This window comes from Streptosporangium sp. NPDC000239, from assembly GCF_040300765.1.
In the GTDB taxonomy this organism is placed as follows: domain Bacteria; phylum Actinomycetota; class Actinomycetes; order Streptosporangiales; family Streptosporangiaceae; genus Streptosporangium.
The window spans coordinates 376,310-400,755 of the sequence record NZ_JBEPEI010000003.1; the positions used below are offsets into that span (position 1 = coordinate 376,310).

At 71.3% G+C, this 24,446-nt stretch carries 21 protein-coding genes; 16 read left to right on the top strand and 5 right to left on the bottom strand.

Annotated features, from left to right (window positions below):
* Window positions 1–100 precede the first annotated feature (100 nt).
* Window positions 101–748: a GntR family transcriptional regulator gene (locus tag ABT340_RS10875; protein ID WP_352010495.1), complete on the bottom strand. Its 648-nt coding sequence runs from the start codon at window positions 746–748 to the stop codon at window positions 101–103.
* Between the two features lie 110 nt (window positions 749–858).
* Here ABT340_RS10875 and ABT340_RS10880 point away from each other — a divergent pair, with 110 nt between their 5' ends.
* The 9 genes from ABT340_RS10880 to ABT340_RS10920 all read left to right on the top strand — a co-directional run bounded on the left by ABT340_RS10880 (window position 859) and on the right by ABT340_RS10920 (window position 12,547).
* Window positions 859–2,910 carry a beta-galactosidase gene (locus tag ABT340_RS10880; RefSeq protein WP_352010496.1) on the top strand — a complete coding sequence of 684 codons (2,052 nt, stop codon included), beginning with the start codon at window positions 859–861 and terminating at the stop codon, window positions 2,908–2,910.
* On the top strand, window positions 2,907–4,238 hold the full coding sequence (gcvPA, locus tag ABT340_RS10885) for an aminomethyl-transferring glycine dehydrogenase subunit GcvPA (RefSeq protein ID WP_352010497.1): 1,332 nt from the start codon (window positions 2,907–2,909) through the stop codon (window positions 4,236–4,238). Before ABT340_RS10880 ends, gcvPA begins: the two co-directional genes overlap by 4 nt.
* Window positions 4,235–5,794, top strand: coding sequence for an aminomethyl-transferring glycine dehydrogenase subunit GcvPB (gene gcvPB / locus ABT340_RS10890; protein WP_352010498.1), 1,560 nt, complete (start codon window positions 4,235–4,237; stop codon window positions 5,792–5,794). The genes gcvPA and gcvPB overlap by 4 nt, the downstream gene beginning before the upstream one ends.
* Window positions 5,791–6,939, top strand: a complete 1,149-nt coding sequence (locus ABT340_RS10895) for an ATP-NAD kinase family protein (RefSeq protein WP_352010499.1) — start codon at window positions 5,791–5,793, stop codon at window positions 6,937–6,939. The genes gcvPB and ABT340_RS10895 overlap by 4 nt, the downstream gene beginning before the upstream one ends.
* A complete protein-coding gene (locus tag ABT340_RS10900; protein ID WP_352010500.1) occupies window positions 6,936–7,703 on the top strand; it encodes an SDR family NAD(P)-dependent oxidoreductase in 768 nt (255 codons plus the stop codon). Before ABT340_RS10895 ends, ABT340_RS10900 begins: the two co-directional genes overlap by 4 nt.
* A 102-nt stretch (window positions 7,704–7,805) precedes the next feature.
* Complete coding sequence (locus ABT340_RS10905) at window positions 7,806–9,122, top strand: ABC transporter substrate-binding protein (RefSeq protein ID WP_352010501.1); 1,317 nt, start codon at window positions 7,806–7,808, stop codon at window positions 9,120–9,122.
* A 2-nt stretch (window positions 9,123–9,124) separates the two neighbouring features.
* Window positions 9,125–10,066, top strand: coding sequence for a carbohydrate ABC transporter permease (locus ABT340_RS10910; RefSeq protein WP_352010502.1), 942 nt, complete (start codon window positions 9,125–9,127; stop codon window positions 10,064–10,066).
* A 13-nt stretch (window positions 10,067–10,079) separates the two neighbouring features.
* Window positions 10,080–10,934: a carbohydrate ABC transporter permease gene (locus tag ABT340_RS10915; protein WP_352010503.1), complete on the top strand. Its 855-nt coding sequence runs from the start codon at window positions 10,080–10,082 to the stop codon at window positions 10,932–10,934.
* Entirely contained in the window at window positions 10,934–12,547 is a 1,614-nt protein-coding gene (locus ABT340_RS10920; RefSeq protein WP_352010504.1) for an amylo-alpha-1,6-glucosidase, read from the top strand. Before ABT340_RS10915 ends, ABT340_RS10920 begins: the two co-directional genes overlap by 1 nt.
* A gap of 9 nt (window positions 12,548–12,556) precedes the next feature.
* On the opposite strand, the gene ABT340_RS10925 is transcribed toward ABT340_RS10920, so the two are convergent.
* The gene (locus ABT340_RS10925) at window positions 12,557–13,141 is read right to left on the bottom strand and encodes a TetR family transcriptional regulator (RefSeq protein WP_352010505.1); all 585 of its coding nucleotides are present in this window, start codon (window positions 13,139–13,141) and stop codon (window positions 12,557–12,559) included.
* 187 nt (window positions 13,142–13,328) lie between these two features.
* On the opposite strand from ABT340_RS10925, the gene ABT340_RS10930 reads away from it, so the two are divergent.
* A complete protein-coding gene (locus ABT340_RS10930) occupies window positions 13,329–14,063 on the top strand; it encodes an SDR family NAD(P)-dependent oxidoreductase (RefSeq protein WP_352010506.1) in 735 nt (244 codons plus the stop codon).
* A gap of 19 nt (window positions 14,064–14,082) precedes the next feature.
* On the opposite strand, the gene ABT340_RS10935 is transcribed toward ABT340_RS10930, so the two are convergent.
* Entirely contained in the window at window positions 14,083–15,465 is a 1,383-nt protein-coding gene (locus ABT340_RS10935; protein WP_352010507.1) for a serine hydrolase, read from the bottom strand.
* Window positions 15,466–15,650: 185 nt separating this feature from the next.
* Here ABT340_RS10935 and ABT340_RS10940 point away from each other — a divergent pair, with 185 nt between their 5' ends.
* Entirely contained in the window at window positions 15,651–17,414 is a 1,764-nt protein-coding gene (locus tag ABT340_RS10940) for a sensor histidine kinase (protein WP_352010508.1), read from the top strand.
* Window positions 17,415–17,445: 31 nt separating this feature from the next.
* On the opposite strand, the gene ABT340_RS10945 is transcribed toward ABT340_RS10940, so the two are convergent.
* Complete coding sequence (locus ABT340_RS10945; RefSeq protein ID WP_352010509.1) at window positions 17,446–18,267, bottom strand: spermidine synthase; 822 nt, start codon at window positions 18,265–18,267, stop codon at window positions 17,446–17,448.
* Window positions 18,268–18,356: 89 nt separating this feature from the next.
* Here ABT340_RS10945 and ABT340_RS10950 point away from each other — a divergent pair, with 89 nt between their 5' ends.
* The 3 genes from ABT340_RS10950 to ABT340_RS10960 are packed head-to-tail and all read left to right on the top strand — an operon-like array spanning window position 18,357 to window position 21,054.
* A complete protein-coding gene (locus ABT340_RS10950; protein WP_352010510.1) occupies window positions 18,357–19,934 on the top strand; it encodes a penicillin-binding transpeptidase domain-containing protein in 1,578 nt (525 codons plus the stop codon).
* Between the two features lie 54 nt (window positions 19,935–19,988).
* Complete coding sequence (trhA, locus tag ABT340_RS10955; RefSeq protein WP_352010511.1) at window positions 19,989–20,663, top strand: PAQR family membrane homeostasis protein TrhA; 675 nt, start codon at window positions 19,989–19,991, stop codon at window positions 20,661–20,663.
* A 10-nt stretch (window positions 20,664–20,673) separates the two neighbouring features.
* Window positions 20,674–21,054 carry a PPOX class F420-dependent oxidoreductase gene (locus tag ABT340_RS10960; RefSeq protein ID WP_352010512.1) on the top strand — a complete coding sequence of 127 codons (381 nt, stop codon included), beginning with the start codon at window positions 20,674–20,676 and terminating at the stop codon, window positions 21,052–21,054.
* A 48-nt stretch (window positions 21,055–21,102) separates the two neighbouring features.
* Here ABT340_RS10960 and ABT340_RS10965 read toward each other — a convergent pair whose 3' ends face one another.
* Complete coding sequence (locus tag ABT340_RS10965) at window positions 21,103–22,308, bottom strand: M20 metallopeptidase family protein (RefSeq protein ID WP_352010513.1); 1,206 nt, start codon at window positions 22,306–22,308, stop codon at window positions 21,103–21,105.
* Window positions 22,309–22,424: 116 nt separating this feature from the next.
* Here ABT340_RS10965 and ABT340_RS10970 point away from each other — a divergent pair, with 116 nt between their 5' ends.
* Both ABT340_RS10970 and lat read left to right on the top strand, forming a co-directional pair.
* The gene (locus tag ABT340_RS10970) at window positions 22,425–22,991 is read left to right on the top strand and encodes an HdeD family acid-resistance protein (RefSeq protein WP_352010514.1); all 567 of its coding nucleotides are present in this window, start codon (window positions 22,425–22,427) and stop codon (window positions 22,989–22,991) included.
* Between the two features lie 113 nt (window positions 22,992–23,104).
* The gene (lat, locus tag ABT340_RS10975) at window positions 23,105–24,406 is read left to right on the top strand and encodes an L-lysine 6-transaminase (RefSeq protein WP_352010515.1); all 1,302 of its coding nucleotides are present in this window, start codon (window positions 23,105–23,107) and stop codon (window positions 24,404–24,406) included.
* The last annotated feature ends 40 nt before the right edge of the window (window positions 24,407–24,446 follow it).

The following is a 24,446-nucleotide window of genomic DNA, read 5'->3' on the forward strand; positions in this document are numbered from 1 at the left end:
CGTGCTTGCCTGTCGCATCCCATGATGGGTTCGCGTCAGGTGGGCCGGTAGTGAGAGGCGCTCTCCGGGAGACTGAGAGGCGCTTTCCTGCGAGCGGCTCTCAGGGCGTCTCGGGGATGCGGGACATCATCCGCTCCATGCCGTTGACCCAGTTGTCCCGCAGGGCCGTGGCGGCCCCTTCGAGGTCGCCGGCGATCAGGCACTCGGCGATCCGGCAGTGCTCCTCGGCGGCGCGTTCCATCGGGGTGCTCTCCCCGGCGACCAGGTGTGAGTAGCGGCGCATCCCCGCCTTGACGCTGGTGATCAGGTCGAGCAGCCGCTCGTTGCCGCAGCCGCCGAGCAGCAGGTCGTGCCACTCGTCGTCGTGCCGTTCGATGTCCTGCTGTTCGGCGACGTCGTCGGAGAACCCCTGGGCGAGCCTGAGCAGTTCGGGGGCGGTCCGTCCGAGGTAGGCGGGGTCGGAGCTGTCCAGCGCCAGCGCCTCAAGGGCCGCCACGATGGCGCACAGCTCGCGGAACTCCTTACGGCTCACCGGGGCGAACCGAAAACCCCTGCCCTGGTTGCTCTCCAGCACGCCCTCGCCGGCGAGCGTGATCAGCGCCTCGCGCAGCGGCGTACGGCTGACGCCCAGTTCGGCGGCCAGCGCGGCCTCGTTGATGTCCGTTCCGGCCGCGAAGTCCCCTCGGTCGAGCCTGAGCATGAGCTCGTCGCGGATCTGTTCGCGGAGGGGGCGCCGCTCGATCGGCATGGCTCTCCTCGGGATTGATCTTGACCGAAACCTACCACTTGACGCAGTACAAAATACTGCACTATGAATTCTGCATACAAAATAGTACATGGCACAGATTGGAGTTTCGGGTGGGCCTGACCAGGGTTTCCGGTCTGCTGTTCGGCGGGGACTACAACCCCGAACAGTGGCCGGAGCACGTCTGGGACGAGGACGTCCGGCTGATGGCCGAGGCGGGGGTGAACATGGCGACCGTCGCGGTCTTCTCCTGGTCACGCTTGGAACCCCGCCCCGGCGAGTACGACTTCGGCTGGCTCGACCGCGTCATGGACCTGCTCCACGCCAACGGCGTCGCCGCCGACCTGGCCACCGCGACCGCGACCCCGCCGCCCTGGCTGGTCCGCGAGTACCCGCAGGTGCTCCCCGTGGACGCCACCGGCACCCGCCTCGACTTCGGCTCCCGGCAGAGCTACTGCCCGAGCTCCCCGGTCTTCCGCACCGCGACCGTACGGCTGGCCCGCGCCATGGCCGAACGCTACGGCGACCACCCGGCGCTGGCCATGTGGCACATCAGCAACGAGTACGCCGACCACACGCTCGAATGCTTCTGTGAGGAGTCGGCCAGGCACTTCCGCCGCTGGCTGCGCGAACGCCACGGATCGGTCGACGGCCTCAACGCCGCCTGGGGCACCTCCTGCTGGGGGCAGCACTACACCGCGTTCGACCAGGTCAACCCGCCCAGGAAGGCGCCGGGGCCGGTCAACCCCGCGCAACTGCTCGACTGGCGCCGCTTCTGCTCCGACGCGCTGCTCGAATGCTTCGAACTGGAGCGGGAGGTGCTGCGGGAGGTCACCCCGGAGATCCCGGTGACCACCAACTTCATGAGCGTCCTGCACGGCCTGGACTACTGGAAGTGGGCCGGGGCCGAGGACGTCGTCAGCGACGACGCCTACCCCGACCCCGCCGACCCCACCTCGCACGTGACCGTCGCGCTCAGCTACGACCTCATGCGCTCGCTGCGGCGGCAGCCGTGGATCCTGCTCGAACAGGCCGCGAGCGCGGTGAGCTGGCGCGAGGTCAACGCGCCCAAGCCGCCGGGGATGATGCGCCTGCACAGCCTGCAGGCCGTGGCGCACGGCGCCGACGGCGCCATGTTCTTCCAGTGGCGGCAGGCGAAGTACGGGCCGGAGAAGTTCCACTCGGCGCTGCTGCCGCACGGCGGCGTCGCCTCCCGGGGCTGGCGGGACACCCTCGCCCTCGGCGCCGACCTCAAACGGCTCGCCGAGGTCGCCGGAACCCCGACCACGGCGCACGTCGCCCTGGTCCTCGGCTGGGACAGCTGGTGGGGTCTTGAGGCGCCGGAGTCGATGCCGTCCAACCGGCTCAGGCTCAAGGAGCTCCTGCAGGCGTGGTACGGACCGCTGCACGCCGCGGGCGTCGCGGTCGACCTGGTCCCGCCGCTGGGCGACCTGTCCGGCTACCGCGTGGTGATCGCCCCCAACCTCTACATGTGCACCGGGGAACAGGCCGCCTGGCTCGAAGCCTTCCCCGGCCACCTCGTCGTCGGCCCGTTCAGCGGCGTCGTCGACTCCGACGACCAGGTCCACGAGGGCGGCGCCCCCGGCCCGCTGCGCGCCCTGCTCGGTGTGACGGTCGACGAGTTCTGGCCGCTGCCCGAGGGAACGGTCCAACCCCTGCGGCTGGCCGGGCGGGTCGTACCGGCGCGGACCTGGGCCGAGTGGCTGCGCGTCGAGGACGCCTCCGGGGACACCCTCGGGGACGCCTTCGGGGGCACCGAGGTGCTCGCCCGCTACGAGGGCGGCGACCTGGACGGACAGGCCGCGATCACCAGGCGCGGCAAGGCCGTCTACCTCGGTTGCCTGCCTGAGGACGTCACCCCGGTCCTGACGGAGGTCCTGGCCGCCGCGGGAGTCGAGCCGGTGGCCGTGGTGCCCGAGGGCGTCGAGGCCACCCGCAGAGGCGACCACCTCTTCCTGCTCAACCACACGACAGACCCGGTGAAGGTGGACCTCGCCGAGCCGGGAACCGACCTGCTCACCGGCCGTGACCTCGCGGGCCCGATCGAGATCCCGGGCCGCGACGCCGTCGTGCTGCGCCTGGCGAACTCCGGCGCCCGCCGTACGGACACGGAGAGCCCGCTGACGAACGAAGGAGAACGGTGACACACCCCTACATCCCGAACGCCGAGCCCGGCGTACGGGCCGAGATGCTCGCCGCCGTCGGCGCCGCGAGCGTCGAGGACCTCTACGCGGACATCCCGGAGGGGCTGCGCCTGCGCAGGCCGCTCGACCTGCCCGCGCCGCTGGCCTCGGAACAGGAGCTGGTCGCCCACATGCGCGCCCTGCTGGCGCGCAACGTCGACACCACCCAGGTGCTCAGCTTCCTGGGGCACGGCTGCTACCCGCACCACGTGCCGGCCGTCTGCGACGAGGTCAACGGCAGGAGCGAGTTCCTCACCGCCTACGCGGGCGAGCCGTACGAGGACCACGGGCGTTTCCAGGCGATCTTCGAGTACGTCAGCATGATGGCCGAGCTGCTGGAGATGGACGTCGTCAACGTCCCCACCTACGACGGCCACCAGGCGGCCGGGACCGCGATCAGGATGGCGGCCCGCTACACGGGTCGGTCCAGGGCGCTGGTCAGCGGAGCCGTCTCCGCCGACAGGATGAGCAAGCTGCGCGACTTCCTCGGCCACGACATCGACCTGGTCGTCGCCCCCGTCGGGCCGGACGGTGAGATCGGCGAGGTCGAGATCGACGAGACCTACGCCGCGATCTACCTGGAGACCCCCAACGTCTACGGCGTCGTGGAGACCAGGGGCCGGGAGCTGGCCGACCTCGCGCACGCGGCGGGCGCCCTCCTGGTCGTCTCCGCCGACCCGATCTCGCTGGGCGTGCTCGCCCCGCCCGCCTCCTACGGCGCCGACATCGCCTGCGGCGACATCCAGTCGCTCGGCATGCACCAGAACTACGGCGGCGGCCAGGCGGGATACATCGCGACCCGCGACGAGGAGCGCCTGGTCGCGGAGTTCCCCTCGCGCCTGTTCGGCATCGCGCCGACCACGGTCCCCGGCGAGTACGGCTTCGGCGACGTCTTCTACGACCGGACCTCCTTCGCCCTGCGCGAGGAGGGCAAGGAGTGGGTGGGCACCGCGGCCGCCCTGTGGGGCATCACCGCGGGCGTCTACCTCGCGCTGATGGGCCCGCAGGGCATGCGCGAGATCGGCGAGACCATCCTGGCCCGCACCCGCTACGCCATGGACCGCCTGGCGGAGGCCGGGGCCACGGTGCCGCACTCCGGCTCCGTGCACTTCCGCGAGTTCACGATCGAGGTGCCGTCCTGCGACGCGCTCCTGGCCGTGCTCCGGGAGCACGGCATCCTCGGCGGCGTCCGTCTGGACGACCACACGCTGCTGGTCTGCGTGACCGAACTGCACTCGAAGGACGACATCGACCGGCTGGCGGCAGCCGTACGGGAGGGGCTGGCATGAGTGGGCACGCGGGAGAGCCGTTCGCCGAGCTGCCGGTCGCGCCGAAGCCGCCGCTGCGCCGCTTCCACCAGGCCCGCTGGGACGAGCCGATCATCTTCGAGCAGTCACGGCCGGGACGCAGGGGCGTGGCCGTACCGGCCGCCGGGGTGCCCGCGGTCGAGCTGCCCGCCTCGGTACGGCGCGCCGAGCCGCCGAGGCTGCCGGAGATGTCGCAGCTGCACGTGCTGCGGCACTACGTCAGGCTCTCCCAGGAGAACCTGGGCGTCGACCAGGCCATCGCCGTGGGCCAGGGGACCTGCACGATGAAGTACAGCCCCAAGGTCAACGACCGGTTCGTCAACGACCCCAGGATCGCCGAGCTGCACCCCATCCAGCCGGAGGACACCGTGCAGGGCGTCCTGGAGATCTACTGGCGCCTCGAACGGATGCTCGCCGAGATCTCCGGCATGCACCGGGTCTCGCTCCAGCCCGCCTCAGGGTCGGCCGCGATCTACGCCAACGTCGCGATGATCCGCGCCTACCATGCCTCCCGGGGCGAGGCGGAACAGCGCGACCAGGTCATCACCACGATGTTCTCCCACCCGTCGAACGCCGCCTGCGCCAAGGCCGCCGGGTACGAGGTCATCACGCTGCTGCCCGACGAGAACGGCTACCCGGACATCGAGGCGCTGCGCGCCGCCGCCGGGCCCAGGACCGCGGCCCTGCTGATCACCAACCCCGAGGACACGGGCATCTTCAACCCGCGTATCGAGGAGTTCGTCAGGATCGTGCACGAGGCCGGTGGCCTGGCCTGCTACGACCAGGCCAACGCCAACGGGCTGCTGGGCGTCACCCGCGCGGCCGACGCCGGGTTCGACCTGTGCCACTTCAACCTGCACAAGACCTTCTCGACCCCGCACGCCTGCGGTGGCCCGGCGGCGGGGGCCAGCTGCGTCTCCGAGGCGCTGGCGCCCTTCCTGCCGTCCCCGACCGTCGAGTTCGACGGCGAGGGCTACCGTCTCGACGACGACCGGCCGCTGTCCGTCGGCAAGATGCGGCCCTTCCTGGGAGTCACCCCCAACGTGGTGCGCGCCTACGCCTGGATCATGGCGCTGGGCGCCGACGGGCTGCGCGAGGTCGCCGAGACCGCGGTGCTCAACAACAACTACCTCATGCGCAAGGTGCTGGACATTCCCGGCGCGGGCGCTCACTGGGACAGGAACCGCCTCGAACAGGTCCGCTACTCCTGGCAGGGGCTGTTCGAGGAGACGGGCGTGCACTCGGAGGAGATCGGCGTGCGCGCCGCCGACTTCGGCGTGCACTACTGGACCAGCCACCACCCCTTCCTGGTCCCCGAGCCCTTCACCCTCGAACCCACCGAGTCCTACTCCAAGGAGGACCTCGACGAGTACGCCGCGATCCTCGCCCACGTCGCCGACGAGGCCCGCCGCGACCCGGAGTTCGTCAAGGGAGCCCCCTACAACCAGACGATCCACAAGATCGACCCCGCCTCGCTCGACGACCCCAAGCAGTGGTCGCCGACCTGGCGCGCCTACACCCGCAAGCATCTGACATGACGTCCGTACGGCCCGGCGCCCCCGGCTTCACGGTCGGCCTGCTCGTCAACCCGGTCGCCGGGATCGGCGGCCCGGCCGGGCTCAAGGGCAGCGACGGCGAGCGGGCCCAGCGGCTCGCGCTGGCCAGGGGCTCCTCCCCGAAGGCGGGGGAGCGGGCGGCGCAGGCCGTACGGGCGCTGCTGGCCAGGCGGCCCGGCACGCCGATCCTGACCGTCGCGGGGCCGATGGGGGAGGACAGCGCGCGGGCCGCGGGAGCCGACCCCCGGCTGGTGCGGTTCGTTCCCGGCGCCCCCTCCGGGGGCCGGGACACCACGGCGGCCGTCGAGGCCATGCGGGAGGCGGTCGACCTGCTGCTGTTCGCCGGAGGAGACGGCACCGCGCGGGACGTGCTCGACGGGGCGCCGTCGTGCCCGGTGCTGGGCGTCCCGGCCGGGGTGAAGGTCTACTCCGGCTGCTTCGCCCTCAGCCCGGCCACCGCGGGGGCCATGGCCGCCGAGTTCGCCGACGCCCGCGAAACGGCCGAGGCCGAGGTCGTCGACCTCGACGAGGACGCCTACCGGCGGGGCGAGGTCGGCCCCAGGCTGTACGGGGTCCTGCGCGTGCCCGCGGCCAGGGAACGTCTGTCCGGCCGCAAGCTGGGATCGGCCGCCTCCCCGGGTACGACGGAGGCCGTCGCGGCCGAGGTCGTCGCCCGCATGCGGCCCGGCGTCCGCTACGTCCTGGGCCCCGGCGCCACCACCATGGCCGTCGGCGGGCGGCTCGGCCTGGCCACCACCCTGCTGGGCGTGGACGTGGTCCAGGACGGCGCGCTGGTCGCCGCCGACGTGACAGAAGGGCAGCTCCTCGACCTCGTGGACGGGCGGGAGACCCACGCCGTCGTCTCGGTGATCGGGGGGCAGGGATTCGTGCTCGGCCGGGGAAACCAGCAGATCAGCCCGGCCGTACTGAGAAAGGTCATGGCCTCCGGCGGGCTCGTCGTCCTGGCGACCCAGCGCAAGCTCGCCGGGCTCGGCGGACGACCGCTGCTGGCCGACACCGGAGACCCCGCGACGGACGCCCTCGTCGAGGGCTACGTCCCCGTCATCACCGGGCACCGCGAGAGCGCGCTGTACCGGATTCGATCCGCCACCGAGGAGTTCCGATGACCATCATGACCAACGCGCTGAGCGGCAAGGTCGCCATCGTCACCGGCGGCGCGTCCGGCATCGGCGCGGCCACCGCGCTGCTGTTCGGCCGCCAGGGCGCGGCCGTCGTCGTGGCCGACATCGACGGCCAGGGCGCGGAGCGGGTCGCGCGCGAGATCGAGGCCGCGGGTGGCAGGGCCGTCGCCGTCGAGACGGACGTGGCCGCCGAGGCCGACTGCGAGCGGGCCGTACGGACCGCCGTCGAGACCTTCGGCGGGCTGCACGTGGTGTTCAACAACGCCGGGATCATCCGCCGCGCCACCGCGCTCGAACTGACCGCCGACGAGTGGGACCGCGTCATGGCGGTCAACGTCCGCTCGGTCTTCCTCATGTGCAAGCACGCCATCCCCGCGATGAGGGACGGCGGCTCGATCGTCAACACCGGCTCGGGCTGGGGCCTCAAGGGCGGCGGCGACGCCCTGTCCTACTGCGCCTCCAAGGCCGCCGTGGTCAACATGACCCGCGCCCTGGCCATCGACCACGCCAAGGCCGGAATCCGCGTCAACTCCGTCAACCCCGGCGACACCGACACCCCGATGCTCCGTGAGGAGGCCAGGCAGCTGTCCGAGGACTGGACGGCCTTCGCCGCCGACGCCGCCGACCGCCCGATGGGCCGCGCGGGAACCCCCGACGAGATCGCCCAGGCCGTCCTGTTCCTGGCGAGCGACGCCGCCAGCTACGTCACCGGCGCGGCGCTGGTCGTCGACGGTGGCGGCCTCGCGTGACCTTCCGCAGGTCCCTTCGCGAGGCCTGATCGCCCACAAAGCCTGATTTTTCGTGAGAAAAGCACCCCCACCCCCCGCAAGGAAAGCTCCAGGAGGCACACCGTGTCCTTTTCCCCGTCCAAGAAGTTCCTGGCCGCGGCGGCCCTCGTCGCGACCGCCGCGACCGCGGCGTGCAGCGGCAGCGGCGGCGGTGGTGGCGGCGGGGCCGCGACCGGCGGCGCCGCGGAGGGAGGGAAGGTCACCATCAGATGGTCGACCTGGGGCTCGGCCGAGGACGTCGCCCTCTTCAAGGGCTTCAACGACGACTTCATGAAGCGCCACCCGAACATCGTGCTGAAGATGGAGACCGTCCCCAAGTACGAGGACTACCACCCCAAGCTGCTGACCCAGCTCACCTCGAAGACCGCCCCCGACGTCTTCTTCGTCGGCGACGACAACGTGGGCAAGTTCGTCGCCGCCGGGGTGCTCGCCCCGCTCAACGACAAGCTCGCCGGCCCCGACAGCAAGAGCAAGCCGGAGGACTTCTTCGAGGGCATCTACGGCGGCGCCAGGAAGGACGGCCAGATCTACGGCGTCCCCAACGACACCAACCCCGAGGTCCTCTGGTACGGCAAGAAGGCCCTCAAGGACGCCGGCATCACCGAGGACCCCGCCGAGCTCAACGCCGCGGGCAAGTGGACCATGGCCAAGTACCTGGAGATGAACGCCAAGCTCAAGGCGGCGGGCAAGGCCGGGTCCATCTTCTGGAACTGGTACGGCTCCACCTACAGCGTCATCGGCGGCTTCGGCGGCAAGGTCTGGGACGGCGGGAAGTTCGTCGCCACCACCGACCCCAAGTCCCGCCAGGCCCTGGAGACCCTCGCCAAGGGCTACGCCGACAAGACCTTCCTTTCGGCCGACGTGCTGCCCGCGAGCAACGGCGCCAGCACCCAGTTCCTCAAGGGGACCGCGGGCTTCTACGCGGGCGGACGCTGGATGATCGACTCCCTGCGCAAGGGCGGTGACCTGCCCAACTACGACATCGTGCCGTTCCCGTCCGAGACGGGCCAGCCGATGCCCGGCGCGGTCGCCGCCTCCTACCTGTCGCTGAACAAGGACTCCGCCAACCCCAAGGAGGCCTTCACCTTCCTGAGCGAGTTCGTCAGCAAGGAGGGCCAGCTCCTGCGGCTCAAGGGCGGCGGCGCCGTACCGTCCGTGAAGGGGGCCGAGCAGGTCGTGCTCGAAGGCGACTACCCCGCGCACGCCCAGACCTTCCTCGACGTCCGCGACACCGGCTTCGCCAACTACCCGGAGGAGGTGGCGATCCCCGGCCTCACCAAGGACATCAACGACCACCTGCTGAAGGTCTGGACGGGCAAGGTCCCCTTCGAGCAGGGCATGACCGAGCTGCAGGCACTCGTCGACGGCAAGATCGGCTAGCGGTGGCAGGCGTCGTCACCGAGACGCGCTCCACCGCGAAACCCGGCTCCGCGCGCGCGGCGGCGCGCGTGCGGAGCCGGGACGGCTGGTGGGCCGCGTTCTTCCTCGCCCCGCAGGTCGTCGGCCTGCTCGCCTTCCTGGTCCTTCCCCTCGGCTTCGCCGTCGTGCTCGCCTTCATGAAGTGGGACGGGCTCGGCGAGAAGTCCTGGGTCGGCTTCGACAACTTCGCCGCGCAGCTGTCCGACCCCGCCTTCGGCACGGCCGTCTGGAACACCGTCGAACTCGCCTTCCTGACCGTCCCGTTCGGTCTCGGCCTCGCGCTGCTCATCGCCGTCGCGCTCAACCACGTCAGGGGCAAGACCCTCTACCGGGTCGTCTACTTCATGCCGGTCGTCACCAGCTCGGTGGCGGTCGCGGTGATGTGGCAGATCATCCTGGCCGGAGGCGACTACGGCGTGCTGAACAGGACCGTCCAGGACTGGTTCGGGATCACGCCGCCCGACTGGCTCGAAGACCCGAACTGGGTGATCGTCGCCATCGCGGTCGTGACCATCTGGTCCTCACTCGGCCTCAACGTGGTGATCTTCCTGGCCGGGCTGCAGACCATCCCGCCCTCGCTGACCGAGGCCGCCCGCATCGACGGGGCAGGGCCGATCAGGGTCTTCCGCTCGGTGACCCTGCCCATGATCTCCCCGACCCTCTTCTTCTCGACCGTGGTCGCGGTGATCAGCTCCTTCCAGGCGTTCGACCAGATCTACGTGCTGGTCGACCCCGACCACAACGACGGCGCCCGCACGATCGTCTACCAGGTCTACGACCTGGGCTTCAAACGGTTCGAGTTCGGGATGAGCAGCGCCGCCGCGCTGATCCTGCTCGCGCTGACGCTGCTGGTCACCCTCGTCCAGTTCGGAGTGCAGCGGCGCTTCGTCCACTACGACTCGTGAAAGGGGGACGTCCATGTCCGTGATCCCCACGGGTGTCTCCCTGCCCCGCCGCCTGGGCGGGATCGCCCTGCACGTCGCACTCGCCGTCGGCGGGCTCGTCATGCTGTTCCCGTTCGTCTGGATGCTGCTGACGTCGTTCAAGGGCACGCACCAGATGCTCAACTCGCCCCTGGACTGGCTGCCCAACCCCTGGCGGGCGCAGAACTACCCCGACGCCTTCGGCGCGCTGCCCTTCGCCCAGGCCTACTGGAACAGCTTCTACATCGCGGTCCTCAACGTGGCGCTGACCCTGCTGACCTCGGCGATGGCCGCCTACGCCTTCGCCAGGATCCGCTTCAGGGGCTCGGGGCTGCTGTTCGGGCTCTTCCTGGCGACCCAGATGGTGCCGGCGCAGGTGACGATCGTGCCGCTGTACCTGATGCTCTCCAAGCTCGGCTGGATCGACTCCCACCTGGCGCTGATCGTGCCCGGCTACGTCAACCCGTTCGCGGTCTTCCTGCTGCGCCAGTTCATCAGGGCGGTCCCGATCGAGCTTGAGGAGGCCGCCCGTCTCGACGGGGCGGGCCGCTGGACGATCTTCTGGCGGATCGTGCTGCCCAACGTCAGGCCCGGCATGGGCGCGCTCGGCATCATCGTCTTCCTCGCGAGCTGGAACAGCTTCTTCTTCCCGCTCATCTTCCTGAACTCGCCCGAGCTGGCCACCGTCCCGCTGCTGGTCAGCCAGTTCGCCGGACAGCACGGCGCGACCGAGTACGGGCTCACCCTCGCCGCCTCGGCCATCTCGGTCGTCCCGATGATGATCGCCTTCCTGATCGGCCAGCGGCGCATCCTCAACAGCATGGCCATGTCCGGCCTGGGAGGACGCTGATGACGTTCGAGCTACGCGACCTGGGGCGGACCCCCTTCACCGACCGGGGCTCCCGGCTGCTGGTGATGCCCGCCGACGACGGCTCCCTGTGGATCGCCCGCGCCGAGTACGAGACCCGGCTGGCGGACACGACCGTGCTGACCGGCCTGCGGCTGTTCTCCGGCGCCGTCGAACTGCCCGTACGGGGGGCCCACGCCGACCGGCTCACCTTCGAGGGCGGCGTCGAGCTGGTGTTCGCCGACGCGGAGACGCTGGTGCTGACCGGCTCCGGCGCACGGGCCGTCTGGGACGGCGGCGGGGGAGCGGTCGAGGGGACGCTGGTCCTGACCGGAGCCTCCACACTCGACGGCCCCACCCTGCTCGAACGGGCCGCGTCACGGTGGCGGGAGTGGTTCGGGCGGATGCCCGCCGTACCCGATGACCTGCGGGAACGGGCCGAACAGGCGTGGTGGACGCTCGGGGTGAACCTGCTGCCCATCGCTCAGGCGCGGGGCAGGCTGGGCGTCGTCCCCTCCAAGTTCGGCTACGTCGGCGTCTGGAACTGGGACGCCTGCTTCCACGCGGTCGGCCTGCGCCACGGCGCCCCCGAACTGGCCCGTGACCAGATCCGCATCCTGCTCGGTCACCAGCGCCCCGACGGGCTCGTCCCCGACGTGGTGCACGACCTGGGCGTGCTTGCCGAGACCACCGACCTGCCCCGCTCCGACCACGCCCGCCTGGCCCAGCACGTCGGTACGGCGGTCGGCGGGCCGGAGCCGGGTGAGGCCGGGCAGCCGATCGGCGGCGTCGTGCCGGTCACCAAACCACCGCTGCTTGCCTGGGCCGTCTGGAAGATCCACGAGGTGGCGCCTGACCCGGGCTTCCTCGCCGAGGTCTACGAGCCGATCGCCCGCTCCCACGAGTGGTGGCTGACCGTCTCCGACCCCGACGGGGACGGGCTGGCCGAGTATCTCCACCCCTACTCGTCCGGCCTGGACGACAGCCCGATCTGGGACCACGGCCCCAGGGCCGAACCCCCCGACCTCAACTCCTACCTCGCCCTGCAGGCGGACCGGCTCGGCGACATCGCCGAGGCGCTCGGCCGTACGGCGGAGGCGGCCGGGTGGCGGGAGCGGGCCGCCGGGCACGTCGAACTGCTCGTCGCCAGGCGCTGGAACGGCGAGCGCTTCACCACCCTGGCCAAGACCTCCCGGGAGGTCGAGGTGGCCTGCCGTACCCCGCTTGAGCTGATGCCGCTGTTCACCGGCCGCCTGCCCGAGGCGATCGCGGAGAGGCTCCTCGCCGACCTGCTCTCGCCGAGCTTCTGGGCCGAACGCCCGGTGCCGACGGTCGCCTTCGACGACCCGGACTTCGACCCCGACGCGATGTGGCGCGGGCCGGTGTGGCTCAACGTCAACCACCTGCTCGTCGAGGGGCTGCGCCGCTCCGGCTTCGCCGAGGCCGCCGACGAGCTGGCCGTACGGACGCTGCGGATGGTGAACGACGGCGGCGGCCTGTACGAGTACTGGAACCCCCTCACCGGCGGCCGGGCCTGCCGGGCCACCCAGGGCTTCGGCTGGTCCAGCGCCCTCTTCCTCGACCTGGCCACCACCCACGGCACCTCGGCGACGTGAAGGCCGCGGCTACTCCGGCAGGACGCCGGTCAGGAGGTCGTCGAGTCCAGCCTGGACGCCGTCAAGGGTGAGGTCTCGCCGGTAGGCGAGCAGGTTCGCGGCCAGCGGGGCGAGCAGGGCGTCGGCCAGGAAGGACGGGTCGCGGTCGGGCCGGGCGTCGGCGATCAGGATCGCCAGGTGGCGGTGGTAGGCGTGGTAGGCCCCGCCGAAGCGGGCGAACGGTCCGGTGGTCTCCGCCACGAGCAGCAGGTCGAGCTGGTCGACCGTACGGCGGGCCAGCGCGCGCAGGAAGGCGCGGATCCGTTCGGCGGCGGGCGCGCCGGGACCGAGCGGGGGCGGGCCGCTCAGATAGGTCGTCTGGAACTCCCGCTCCCGCCGGTCGATGAGCGCATGGGCGAGGCCGGACCTGTCGCCGAAGCGGCGGTAGAGCGTGCCGACGCCGACACCCGCCGCGGCGGCCACGTCCGCCATCGCCAGTGCCTCGACGCCCCGGGTCGCCACGATCTCCTCCGCGGCGGCGAGGATCTTCGCACGGTTGCGCGCCGCGTCCGCGCGCCTGTCGCCCGGCCGGTCACCCGTGACCGGCTCGCCCACGGCCGAGCCGCCCGCGGACGGGGTGTCCGCGGTTGAAGCATCCGCGGCCGGGGGATCCCCGGCTGGGGGGTCCGCTGCTTGAGGTCGTCGGCTCCGAGGCACCCCCCAACCCTATCGACTTGCGATCCGGAATCGATTCCGCCTAGTGTCTGAAACGGAATCAATTCCGTATTGAGGGGGCAACGTCATGCTCAACGGACGGGTGGCGCTCGTCACCGGAGGCAGCCGCGGCATCGGTGCGGCGATCGCACGCAGGCTGGCGGCCGAGGGCGCGGACGTCGCGATCACCTACGCCCGCGCCGGGGAGAAGGCGCGGGAGGTGGTGCGGGAGATCGAGGCGGCCGGTGGCCGGGGCCTCGCCGTACCCGCCGAGGCGACCGACGCGACGGCGCTGGCGGAGGCGGTCGAGCGCACCGTCTCCACACTGGGCGGGCTGGACATCCTGGTGAACAACGCCGGGATCGCCCCCTACGGCCCGATCGAGGACTTCACCCTGGAGGAGGTGGACCGGACGCTGGCCGTCCACGCGAGGGCGTCGTTCCTGCTGGCCCAGGCGGCGGTCCGGCACATGGGGGACGGCGGGCGGATCATCAGCATCGGCAGCAGCCTGGTCGAGCGGGTGACCTCGCCCGGCTGGACGCTGTACTCGATGAGCAAGTCCGCGCTCATCGGGTTCACCAAGGGACTGGCCCGTGACCTCGGGCCCCGGGGCATCACCGTCAACCTCGTCCACCCCGGCTCGACCGACACCGACATGAACCCGGCGGACGGGCCGGACGCGGAGGAGGAGCGCTCCTACACGGCGCTCGGCCGCTACTGCGACCCCGACGACATCGCCGCGACCGTGGCGCACCTGGCCGGGCCCGGCGCGCGCAACATCACCGGAACCTCCGTCACCGTGGACGCCGGGACCACGGCCTGACCGCGGTCCCGGCGACGGGCTACCTGGACCCGACCAGGGAGAAGGAGCCCTTGACGAGGGAGACCATCTGGGGGGCGACCCGCTCCTCGGGGAGGGCCTTCCTCTTGTCGTAGGCCAGCGCGGTGACGACGTAGGTCTTCCCCGAGGCCGAACGCCCGAGGTAGGCCAGGTCCAGCAGGCCGGGCTCCGAGCCGCCCTTGAACCAGACGGTCGGCCACTTCTTGGCGTCGAGGCCCAGGCCGTCGAAGCCGGACAGCGTCTCGTTCAGGGTCTTGGAGTTCAGCCTGCTCAGGCCCACGTAGGCGCGGCAGATGTCACGCGGGGAGCCGAACCACTCGATCGTGTCGACCTCGCGGGGCGTGGTCCACGGCTTCATGCCGGAGCCGTCCTGCTTGGCGACGACGTCACGCAGGTACTTCCGCTTCTTGGCGGTGCTGAGGCCCAGGTAGGTCCTGGCCTGCCGGGGGTGGTCGATCCCCTTGAGCAGGAAGAGCTCCCTGGTGGTCAGGAAGGGGATGTTCGGCTTGGGGTGGTCGGACCACTGGCGGACCTTGGCCTCGACGGCCCTGCGGCCGACGGTGTGGATGAGGATGTCGGCCGCGGTGTTGTCGCTGATCGAGATCATCAGCTTGGCGGCCTCGCGCACGGTGACCTTGCTGTTGTCCGGGCGCTCCCACAGGCCGCCCTCGCTGGGGCTCTTCCACTCCGGCTTGATCGTGAGCTCGGTGTCCCAGCTGAGCTTGCCGTCGCGGACCTTCTCGGCCACCGCGCCCAGCACGTAGAGCTTGAAGATCGAGCCGAGCGGCCTGGGCTTGTCCACGTTCACGCCGTGCACGACCTGGCACCGTCCCCGGGAGTCGATCTCGGCGGCGAGGAAGCCGACGTTCGGTGCGACCGAACGCATCCGGGCGTCCAGCTCCCGCCAGTTCTTCGGGCCGGGCGGCAGGGGCTGCGGCTGTTGGACCCGCAGGCTGTTGATCTTCCCGTCGTCGTCCACGGAGAGCGTGACGACGTAGTCCTCGCCGCCGAGCTTCGCCGTGCCGTACAGCGACGTGGGGTCGGCCTCGTTCAGGGTCTGCAGCGTCAGCCCCTTGAGTGCGGCGACGAACTTGTTGATCTCGTCGGGGGGGACCTCCTGCAGGAAGCCGGCCGCGAAGTGCTCCCGCAGCTCGCTCTCGGGCAGGGGGGTGCGGGACAGCGCGTCGAGGAGCCAGGTCAGCTGCCTGCCCGCCGGGGTGTCCGGGATCCGGGGGGCGGCGGCGACCGTCAGAGCGGTCTCGGAAAGGGTTACGGAAGAGGTGGCGGCCACGCTCTGCCCTCCGGCGGCCACGGTGCTCACCGGAACGACGGTCGCGGCGAGGGCGAGGGCGAGCATGCGCGTCGATCTGAACGGCGGTCTCACGAGGATCTCCTTGGTGGGAGGCGGGTTCTTCCGGCCGCACCCTCGGCGGCCTCGATTCGAAGGTAGGGACGGCGGGACCTGCGGGAACACCCGGCCGTCCTCCGTTTCCCGAGGTGAGGCAGACTGCATCGGATGTGTGGACAACCTCATGGACGGCGCCCCGTCCCGGGCGGCAGGCTGCGGTCATGACCCGTGTGATTCCGCCCGCCGCCCTCGCCGGGGCGATGGCCGCCGTGGCCGCGGGCGGCATCGTCGCCGGCGGGGTGCTGGAGACCGGCTTCCCCGTGCCGCTGAGCGTGTGGGCGTTCGTCGCCGTATGCCTGATCACGCCCACGGTCGGCTGGCTCATCGCGGCCAGACGGCCGGACAACGTCTACGGCTGGCTGCTGCTCGTCGCCGCCGACTGCCTGGGGCTCGGCGCGTTCGGGGCGGGCCTGCTGATCAGTGACCCCACGCTGCGGGGACCACTGGCCGTCGTCGCCGTCGTGCTGAGCTCGCTCTTCACCGTCTTCTACGGGCTGACCTGGGTCTTCGTCCCGCTGCTCTTCCCCGACGGCCGCCTGCCCTCACCCCGCTGGCGGGTCGGGGCGTGGATCGCGGCGGTGGCGATCACGGTCCACTGGGCGGGTCTTCTGCTGGGCGCGGACGCGGTCTACGAGTCCATTTTCGCCAGGGGCAACCCGATCGGTCTCAAGGGCACACCCGGCCTGGTCGCCGCCCTGGCGGGCGCGGTGGGGCAGGGGGTGGTCTACCTGGTCGCGCTGGCCGTGCTGGTCTCCCTGGTACTGCGCTGGTGGCGTGCCGACGTCGCGGGGCGCCGCGTGCTCCGCTGGATGATCGCCGGGCTCACGGGCACCCTGGGCGGGTTCCTGCTGATCACGTTCTTCGGGCCCAGCGATTACGGCGCCGGCCTGGGGCTGGGGTTGTTCACCTCCATCGCCGCGCTGCCCATCGTGATCACCATGACCGTGTTCAGGCACCAGCTCCTCGACATCAGGATCGGCATCAGGGGACACCGGATCTTCCTGGTCTTCGACCTCAGACCGACGGTCGACGAGCTGCTGACCGAACTCGGCCCGTCGCTTGAGGAGACCGAGCCGGTCGAGCAACTGGGCAGGCTGGCGGGGGCCGTACGGGCGGGGCTGGAGACCAGCTGGGCGGCCGTGGAGCTGGCGGACGGCACGCGGGTCGTCGCGGGCGAGGAGGACGGCGAGGCCGCGCTCACGGTTCCCGCCGGGCTCGGGCGCATCGTGTGCGGCCCGAAGACGGTGGGGCGGCTGACCTCGGAGGACCGCAGGCTGCTCGGGGCGCTGGCGGTGCCGGTCGGCCTGGCGATCCAGAGCGTGGGGCTGGCCGCCAGGCTGGTCAACGCCCAGGAGGCCGAGCGGCGGCGGATCGAGCGCAACATCCACGACGGGGTGCAGCAGCAGCTCGTCGCGCTGATCGCGGGCCTGGAGCTGGCGCGGGCGACGGGTGGGGACGCGCGGACCATGACCCTGCTGCGCGAGGAGGCCAGGCAGACCCTGACCGACCTGCGGGAGCTGGCGGCGGGCATCCATCCGTCCGTGCTCAGCCAGGGCGGGCTGGTCGAGGCGGTCGAGGAGCGCTGCTCACGGCTGCCGACGACCACCACGGTGATCGCGGACCCCGGGCTGCGCGCGCGCCGCTTCCCCGACGAGGTCGAGGGCGCGCTGTACTTCACGGTGAGCGAGTCCATCGCCAACGCGCTCAAACACGCCTCCGCCTCCAGGATCGAGGTACGGCTGTCGCTGGAGGAGGGGAGGCTGCAGGCCGTGGTCTCCGACGACGGCAGAGGGTTCGAACCGGCCACGGCGGACCGCGGGGGACTGGCCGCGCTCGCGGACCGGATGAACGCCCTCGGCGGTGGGCTGAGGCTGGCCAGCGCCCCGGGGGAGGGCACGGCGGTACGGGCCTGGGTGCCCGCCTGAGTTCTCCGGCCGAAGGCCCCGGCCGACGGTCTCAGCCGAAGACCTCGGGCGGCGGCACCGGCACGACCACCGGGTCGCCGTCACGCAACGGCCTCGCCCCGGCGACGAACCTGGTCAGCTCCTCCCCGGACAGGCAGCGGGCCACGGTCAGGCCGCTCGCGGCCCTGCGGGTCAGGTCGGCGTACGGCAGCGCGACGCGGGAGGCGGCGACGATGAGGTTGCCGAAACGCCGCCCCCGCATGATGCCGGGCTCACCGAGCAGGGCGACATGGCCGAAGGAACCGCCGATCGTGGCCAGCACCCTGCGCGCGAAGGCGAGCCCCTTGCCGTCGGCGACGTTGACGACCAGCGTCCCCGCGGGCCGCAGGACGCGCGCGACCTCGGCCATGTACTCGACGCTCGCCAGGTCGAGCGGCATCGTGGCGCCGCTGAACGCGTCGAGCACGAGCAGGTCGGCCGAGGCGTCGGGCAGGGCGGCGGTGGCCGTACGGCCGTCGAGGATCCTGACCTTGAGCCGGGGCACCGACTTGAGCCTGAGCTGGTCCCTGACCAGCTGGACCAGACCGGCGTCCGGCTCCACGACGATCTGCCGGGACCCGGGCCTGGTCGCCGCCACGTAGCGGGGCAGGGTGCACGCGCAACCTCCCACGTGCACGGCGTCGAGAGGTCCCTCGGGAAGCAGGTCGACCACGACGGCCATCAGCTGGACGTACTCGAAGTCGAGGTAGGTGGGGTCCTCCAGGTCGACGTAGGACTGGGGCACGCCCTCCTTGGAGACGACCCACCCCGAGGGCCTGTCCAGGTCCTCCAGCAGGTCGACCTCGCCGAAGCTCACCGGATAGCGGCCGGGCATCGGCCCCTCCGGTTTCCGCCTGATCACTTTTGCCCCACTTTCCACTTCTGTTCCTGTACAACCGAGAGGACACATCTGGGAGAAACCGTATGCGTACTCGACCGGTCCTCGTGCTCGTCGCCGTCGTGCTCATCATGATCGGCGCGGGCGTCTACGTGCTGCTGCGGCCGACCGGCGCGCAGGTGCGCGCCGTGGGCCCGGGGCCCGAGGAGACGGGCCGCGCCTACCTGGCCTCCTGGCAGGACGGCGACCTCAGCGAGATGGGCCGGATGGTCGTCTCGCCGCCCGCCGACTTCGCCCAGCGGCATCTGGACTTCGCCCAGGACCTGGACATCGAGTCGGTGAGACTCGTCCCGGGCACGCTGGTGCGCGGGGACGGCCTGCACGCGGAGTTACCCTTCCACGGCGTCAGGAAGGTCAGGAACCTCGGCGACTGGCCGTTCGAGTCGACGCTGCGGATGGTCCTGCGTGAGGGCCGCTGGAGGGTGGTGTGGCTGCCGGAGACGCTCCACCCGGCGCTGGCGGGCGGCGGCAGGATCGCCTTCAAGGAGATCCCCGCGCCGGAGACCGAACCGGTCACCGGTTCGGGGGCGCCGCTGCCGCAAGACAGCGGGGCGGAGGGCTACCGCGGGCTGTTCGGCGCGGGAGCCGAGGAGACCACCGGCTACGCCCTTGAGGCGACGGCGGCGGACGGGAGCAAGAGGGAACTGGCCGTCTTCCGGCCGCCGCACGTCAAAAAGCTCAGGACGAGCCTGTCCCGCCCCGTCCAGGCCGCCGCGGCGCGGGCGCTCGACGGTGTCGGCCACCCCGCCGCCATCGTCGCGGTACGGCCAGGCACCGGGGAGGTCCTGGCGGTGGCCGACCGGCTGGGCGAGGGCAACGGCGGGCAGAGCGCCTTCCGCGGACTGTATCCCCCCGGCCCCGCGTTCAAGGTGGTCACCGCGACCGCCCTGCTCTCCGAGGGGCTCACCCCGGCGACACGGGTCGGCTGCCCGCGGACCTACACGCCCCCCAAGGGCAGGATCTTCCGCAACGCCGCCGACCACCCGGCCTCGGAGGCGGTCACCCTGACGACGGCCTTCGCGCTGTCGTGCGACACGGCCTTCGTCGAGCAGGCGGCGGCCCACCTGCCCTCGAACGGCCGGGGCCTGGTGCGGGCGGCCGAGCTGTTCGGCTTCAACGCGGAGGTGCCCGGCCTCGGCGAGTCCTGTGGCAGGATCACGCCGCCCGGCGACGTCGACGAACTGGCCTCGGACGCCATCGGGCAGGGCTCGGTCGTGGCGAGCCCGCTGTGCATGGCGCTGGTCGCGGCGGCCGTACAGGACGGTTCCTGGCACGGGCCGGTGCTGGTCCCCAGCCGGTCGTCGCGGGTGCGGCAGGTCTCCCGGCGGGCCTCGTTACCGGAGGCCACGGTCACCGCCCTGCGGTCCATGATGCGGGCGGCCGTCGCCGACACCACCGGGACCTCCGACGGCGCCGTGTCCGCCGACGGAACCCGCGGCCTCCCTCCGGGTACGGCGGGCAAGGCGGGCACCGCGCGGGCGGCGGACGGGCGGGAACACGCCTGGTTCGTCGGCTACCGGGGCGACCTGGCCTTCGCCGTCCTCGTCGAGAACGGCGGGGAGGCGGCGGTCCCCGTCGCGGCCAGGTTCCTCAGAGCCCTGTGACGATGTCGGGCAGATCACAACCTACGGAGACGTAACCTACGCTAGCGTAGGTTCATGGTCACGACCACCGCCGAGGGCCTCGCTCTCCCCGGGGCCGCCAAGCCCCGCCTGCGGGGCTGGTTGCACGCCGGAGCCCTGCCCGTCTCCCTCATCGCCGGATTCGTTCTCGTCGCCCTGGGGCCGACCCTCCAGGCCCGGCTGGCGGCGGCCGTCTACGCCGTCACCTCCGGCCTGCTCTTCGGCGTCTCGGCCACCTACCACCGGAGCACCCTCTCCCCGCGCCTGGCCGGGGTGCTGCGCCGCCTCGACCACGCCAACATCTTCCTGATCATCGCGGGCACCCACACGCCCTTCGCGATGCTCGCCCTCGACGGCCCGGCCAGGACCGCGGTCCTGGCCGTGGTCTGGACGGGAGCCCTCGCGGGCGTGCTGTTCAAGGTGCTGTGGACCTCGGCCCCCCGCTGGCTGTCCACGGCGCTCTACATCGCCCTCGGCTGGACGGCCGCCCTCGTCCTCCCCCAGCTGCTCGCGGGCGCCGGGGCCGTCGCGGTCGCCCTCGTCCTGACCGGCGGCCTGCTCTACACCGCGGGCGGAGTCGTGTACGGCACACGCCGCCCCGACCCCTCGCCCCGCTGGTTCGGCTTCCACGAGGTCTTCCACGCCCTCACCGTCGCCGCCTACCTCGTGCAGTACGCCGCGGTCTTCCTGGTGGTCTACACGGCGGCGTAGGGTGCCGTACATGACGACGATCAAGGAGCTCGCGGCCGAGCGCTATGTCTCCGTGACGACCTTCAGGAGGAACGGGGCCGCGGTGCCCACCCCCGTGTGGGTCGCGCCGGACGGCGAGGGGCTGGTCGTCTGGACGGTCGCCTCCTCGGGCAAGGTCAGACGCCTGAACGCCGATCCGCGCGTCGTCCTGGCGGCCTGCGACGTGCGGGGCAACACGCGGGGCGAGCAGGTCGAGGGACGGGCCTCGGTGCTGCCCGCGGAGGAGACCGAGCGGGTGCGCCGGCTGATCCTGCGGAAGTACGGCCTGTTCGCCAGGGTCCTGATGATCGTCAGCAGGTTCCGCAGGGGCGAGCACGGCACGGTCGGTGTCCGGATCGTCGGCGAGGCCTGAACCGGTCACAAGAAGGCGACCGGTCCAGGCCACTGTTTGAGCCGCTGCTCAGGCCGTGGCACCGGCCAGGCGGCGCGCCGCGAGTTCGGCGTAGAGCGCGGCCCCGTCGGGCAGCACCGCGTCGTCGAACTCCGCGTCCGGGGCGTGGTTGTAGGCGGCCCGCTCCGGATCACGGTCGGCCGGGCACGCGCCGAGCGCGACGAACACCGAGGGGATCTGGTCGCAGACGTAGGAGAAGTCCTCGGAGCCGGTGAACGGGTTCGCCGCCTGCCGGAAGCGCTGCTCGCCGTAGACCTCCCTGACGGTCTCGGCGACGAAGCGGGCCTCGCCGGCGTCGTTGACCGTGACCGGATAGATCCCCTGGTAGTCGGCCTCGACGTCCAGCCCGTGGGCCGCGGCGATGCCCCTGACCAGGGTGACCGTCCGTTCCTGGAGCCGCTCCCGCGCGGACGGGGAGAACGACCTGATCGTCACCGCGAAGCGGGCCTCCTCGGGAATCACGTTGCTGACCGTGCCCGCGTGGAAGCTGCCGACGGTGACCACCACCGGGTCGAAGACGTCGAAGCTCCGCGTCACCATGGACTGCAGCGCCAGGACCATCTCGCACGCGGCGGGGACGGGGTCCTTGGCGCGGTGCGGCGTCGAGCCGTGACCGCCCGCGCCGCGCACGGTCACCGTCAGCTCGTCGATGGCCGACATCATCGGGCCACCCTTGGTGAGGAACGTCCCCTGCGGAAGCATCGCGCTGGTCACGTGCAGGGCGTAGGCCGCGACAGGACGTTCGCCCGCCGCGTCGAGCGTTCCCTCCTCGATCATGAGTTTGGCCCCGTCGTGCCCCTCCTCGCCGGGCTGGAACATGAAGACCACGTTCCCGGCGAGCCGGTCGCGCCCCGCGGACAGCAGGTGCGCGGCCCCGGCCAGCATGGTGGTGTGCAGGTCGTGACCGCAGGCGTGCATCCTGCCCTCGAACCGCGAGGCCGTCACCCCGCCCGCCCCGGGGCGTTCGGAGACCGGCAGGGCGTCCATGTCACCCCGCAGCAGGACGGTCGGGCCGGGAAGGGCTCCGCGCAGCACCGCGGTGACGGAGCTGAGCCGTTCGCCGAGCCGTACCTCCAGAGGGAGACCGGAGATCGCCTCCAGCACCTTCTCCTGGGTGCGCGGCAGGTCGAGGCCCAGCTCGGGCTCCCGGTGCAGGGAGTGCCTGAGGCGGACCAGCTCGTCCCGCATGTCGGCGGCGGATTCACGAAACGACATCGATCATTCCTTCTGGCGGCTCGACGAATTGATCGCACGATAACCCGATTTAACCGGCCGGTGGTCTCGTCTTGTCCTGTTGCCGGATAGGAATCCCCGAGGAACGGGGAGGTCACATGGAAGAGCTGGCACGCACCTGGTGGGTGTATCTGGTCCGTGGTGTCTGCGCGATCCTGTTCGGCGTGCTGGCGCTGATCTGGCCCGCCATCACCGTCCTCGCCCTGGTCGTCGTCTTCGGCGCCTACGCCATCGTGGACGGTGTCTTCGCCCTGTTCGGCGCGGGCAGGGGAGCGGGCCTCGGTTCCCGGGGATGGATGATCTTCTACGGCGTCGTCAGCATCCTGACGGGCGTCGCGGTCTTCGTCTGGCCGGGCATCACGGCCCTGGTCCTGCTGTTCTTCATCGCGGCCTGGGCCGTCGTCACCGGCGTCCTGGAGATCGTGGCGGGGATCAGGCTGCGCGGGACCGCGGCGAACGAATGGATGTTCGTCATCAGCGGCGCGCTCTCGGTGCTGTTCGGCGTCCTGCTGTTCATCCGGCCGGCTCCTGGCGCGCTGGCCCTCGTCTGGCTCATCGGCATCATGGCCATCCTGTACGGCATCGCCCTGGTGGCGCTGTCCTTCCGGATCAAGGGGCTCGCCTCCCGGTGGCGAGGGCCTTCGGGCACCCCTCGCGTCGTGTGATCCAGGACAATCTCCCGAAAAATCAGCTTCTCCGCGTAATGTCTCCATATAGAAGTGTCATTTACGGGGAATAATCCCTTCGAATCGCTATGGGGGAGACCTGTGGAGGGGACATGGACGTGCACGACCGCCTCGCTCGACATCTGCTCGTGGACGGCTACCGGCTGGTCCTCGACCTCGACCGGAGCAAGGGCTCCCGGCTCGTCGACGCCCGGACGGATCGCCGCTACCTGGACTTCTACACCTTCTTCGCCTCGGCGCCGCTGGGCCTGAACCCCTTCGACGACGACCCCGAGTTCCTGGCCCTGCTCGGCAGGATCGCCGCCAACAAACCCGCCAACTCCGACCTCTACACCGGCCACCTCGCCGACTTCGTCGAGACGTTCGACCGCGTGCTCGGCGACCCGGAACTCCCGCACCTGTTCTTCGTCGAAGGCGGGGCCCTGGCCGTGGAGAACGCGCTGAAGTGCGCCTTCGACTGGAAGAGCCGGCGCAACGAGGCGGCGGGCCGTCCCAGGAGCCTCGGCACCAGGGTGCTCCACCTCACCCGCGCCTTCCACGGCCGCAGCGGCTACACCCTCTCCCTGACCAACACCGACCCGGTCAAGACCGACCGCTTCCCGATGTTCGACTGGCCCAGGATCGAGGTGCCCGCCATCCACTTCGGGAACGTCGAGGCGGCCGAGACGCGGGCACTGGCCCAGGCGCGGGCCGCCTTCGAACGCCACCCGCACGACATCGCCTGCTTCATCGCCGAGCCCATCCAGGGCGAGGGCGGCGACAACCACATGCGCCCCGAGTTCCTGCAGGCCATGGAACGCATGTGCCACGAGTACGACGCCCTGTTCGTCATGGACGAGGTACAGACGGGCGCCGGGGTCACCGGGACCCCGTGGGCGCACCAGCAACTCGGCCTGCGCCCCGACATCGTGGCCTTCGCCAAGAAGATCCAGGTCGGCGGGATCATGGCCGGCCGCAGGGTCGACCAGGTGCCCGACAACGTGTTCCGCGTCAGCGGCCGGATCAACTCGACCTGGGGTGGCGGCCTGGTCGACATGGTCCGTTCCCGCAGGATGCTGGAGATCATCGAACGCGACGACCTGATCACCCGCGCGGGCGAACTCGGTCAGGACCTGCTCACCTCGCTGCAGAAGATCCAGGCCCGCTTCCCCGGCCTGGTCCGCAACGCCAGGGGTCGCGGCCTCATGTGCGCCTTCGACCTGCCGGACACCACCGCCCGCGACCGCCTGGTCGCCAGGCTCAGGCGCGAGGAGGGCGTGCTGGTCCTGCCCTGCGGCGACCAGTCGGTACGGCTGCGCCCCGCCCTCTCGGTGACCGCCGAGGAACTCGCCGAGGGCACGAACGCCCTCACCAGAGCCCTGGAGGCCTCCCAGGACCTTCGCCTCTCCGCGTGACGGTGTCTCTTTGCGACGCCTTCGGCGTCGCGGGCTTGGG

Bases quoted from the DNA above. Each gene is read 5' to 3' on its own strand.
- ABT340_RS10900 (WP_352010500.1), top strand. From the start codon at position 6,936: ATGACCATCATGACCAACGCGCTGAGCGGCAAGGTCGCCATCGTCACC.
- ABT340_RS10915 (WP_352010503.1), top strand. From the start codon at position 10,080: ATGTCCGTGATCCCCACGGGTGTCTCCCTGCCCCGCCGCCTGGGCGGG.
- ABT340_RS10875 (WP_352010495.1), bottom strand. From the start codon at position 748: ATGCCGATCGAGCGGCGCCCCCTCCGCGAACAGATCCGCGACGAGCTC.
- ABT340_RS10950 (WP_352010510.1), top strand. From the start codon at position 18,357: ATGCGTACTCGACCGGTCCTCGTGCTCGTCGCCGTCGTGCTCATCATG.
- gcvPB (WP_352010498.1), top strand. From the start codon at position 4,235: ATGAGTGGGCACGCGGGAGAGCCGTTCGCCGAGCTGCCGGTCGCGCCG.
- ABT340_RS10940 (WP_352010508.1), top strand. From the start codon at position 15,651: ATGACCCGTGTGATTCCGCCCGCCGCCCTCGCCGGGGCGATGGCCGCC.
- ABT340_RS10920 (WP_352010504.1), top strand. From the start codon at position 10,934: ATGACGTTCGAGCTACGCGACCTGGGGCGGACCCCCTTCACCGACCGG.
- ABT340_RS10930 (WP_352010506.1), top strand. From the start codon at position 13,329: ATGCTCAACGGACGGGTGGCGCTCGTCACCGGAGGCAGCCGCGGCATC.
- trhA (WP_352010511.1), top strand. From the start codon at position 19,989: ATGGTCACGACCACCGCCGAGGGCCTCGCTCTCCCCGGGGCCGCCAAG.
- ABT340_RS10895 (WP_352010499.1), top strand. From the start codon at position 5,791: ATGACGTCCGTACGGCCCGGCGCCCCCGGCTTCACGGTCGGCCTGCTC.
- ABT340_RS10970 (WP_352010514.1), top strand. From the start codon at position 22,425: ATGGAAGAGCTGGCACGCACCTGGTGGGTGTATCTGGTCCGTGGTGTC.
- lat (WP_352010515.1), top strand. From the start codon at position 23,105: ATGGACGTGCACGACCGCCTCGCTCGACATCTGCTCGTGGACGGCTAC.
- ABT340_RS10960 (WP_352010512.1), top strand. From the start codon at position 20,674: ATGACGACGATCAAGGAGCTCGCGGCCGAGCGCTATGTCTCCGTGACG.
- ABT340_RS10965 (WP_352010513.1), bottom strand. From the start codon at position 22,308: ATGTCGTTTCGTGAATCCGCCGCCGACATGCGGGACGAGCTGGTCCGC.
- ABT340_RS10945 (WP_352010509.1), bottom strand. From the start codon at position 18,267: ATGCCCGGCCGCTATCCGGTGAGCTTCGGCGAGGTCGACCTGCTGGAG.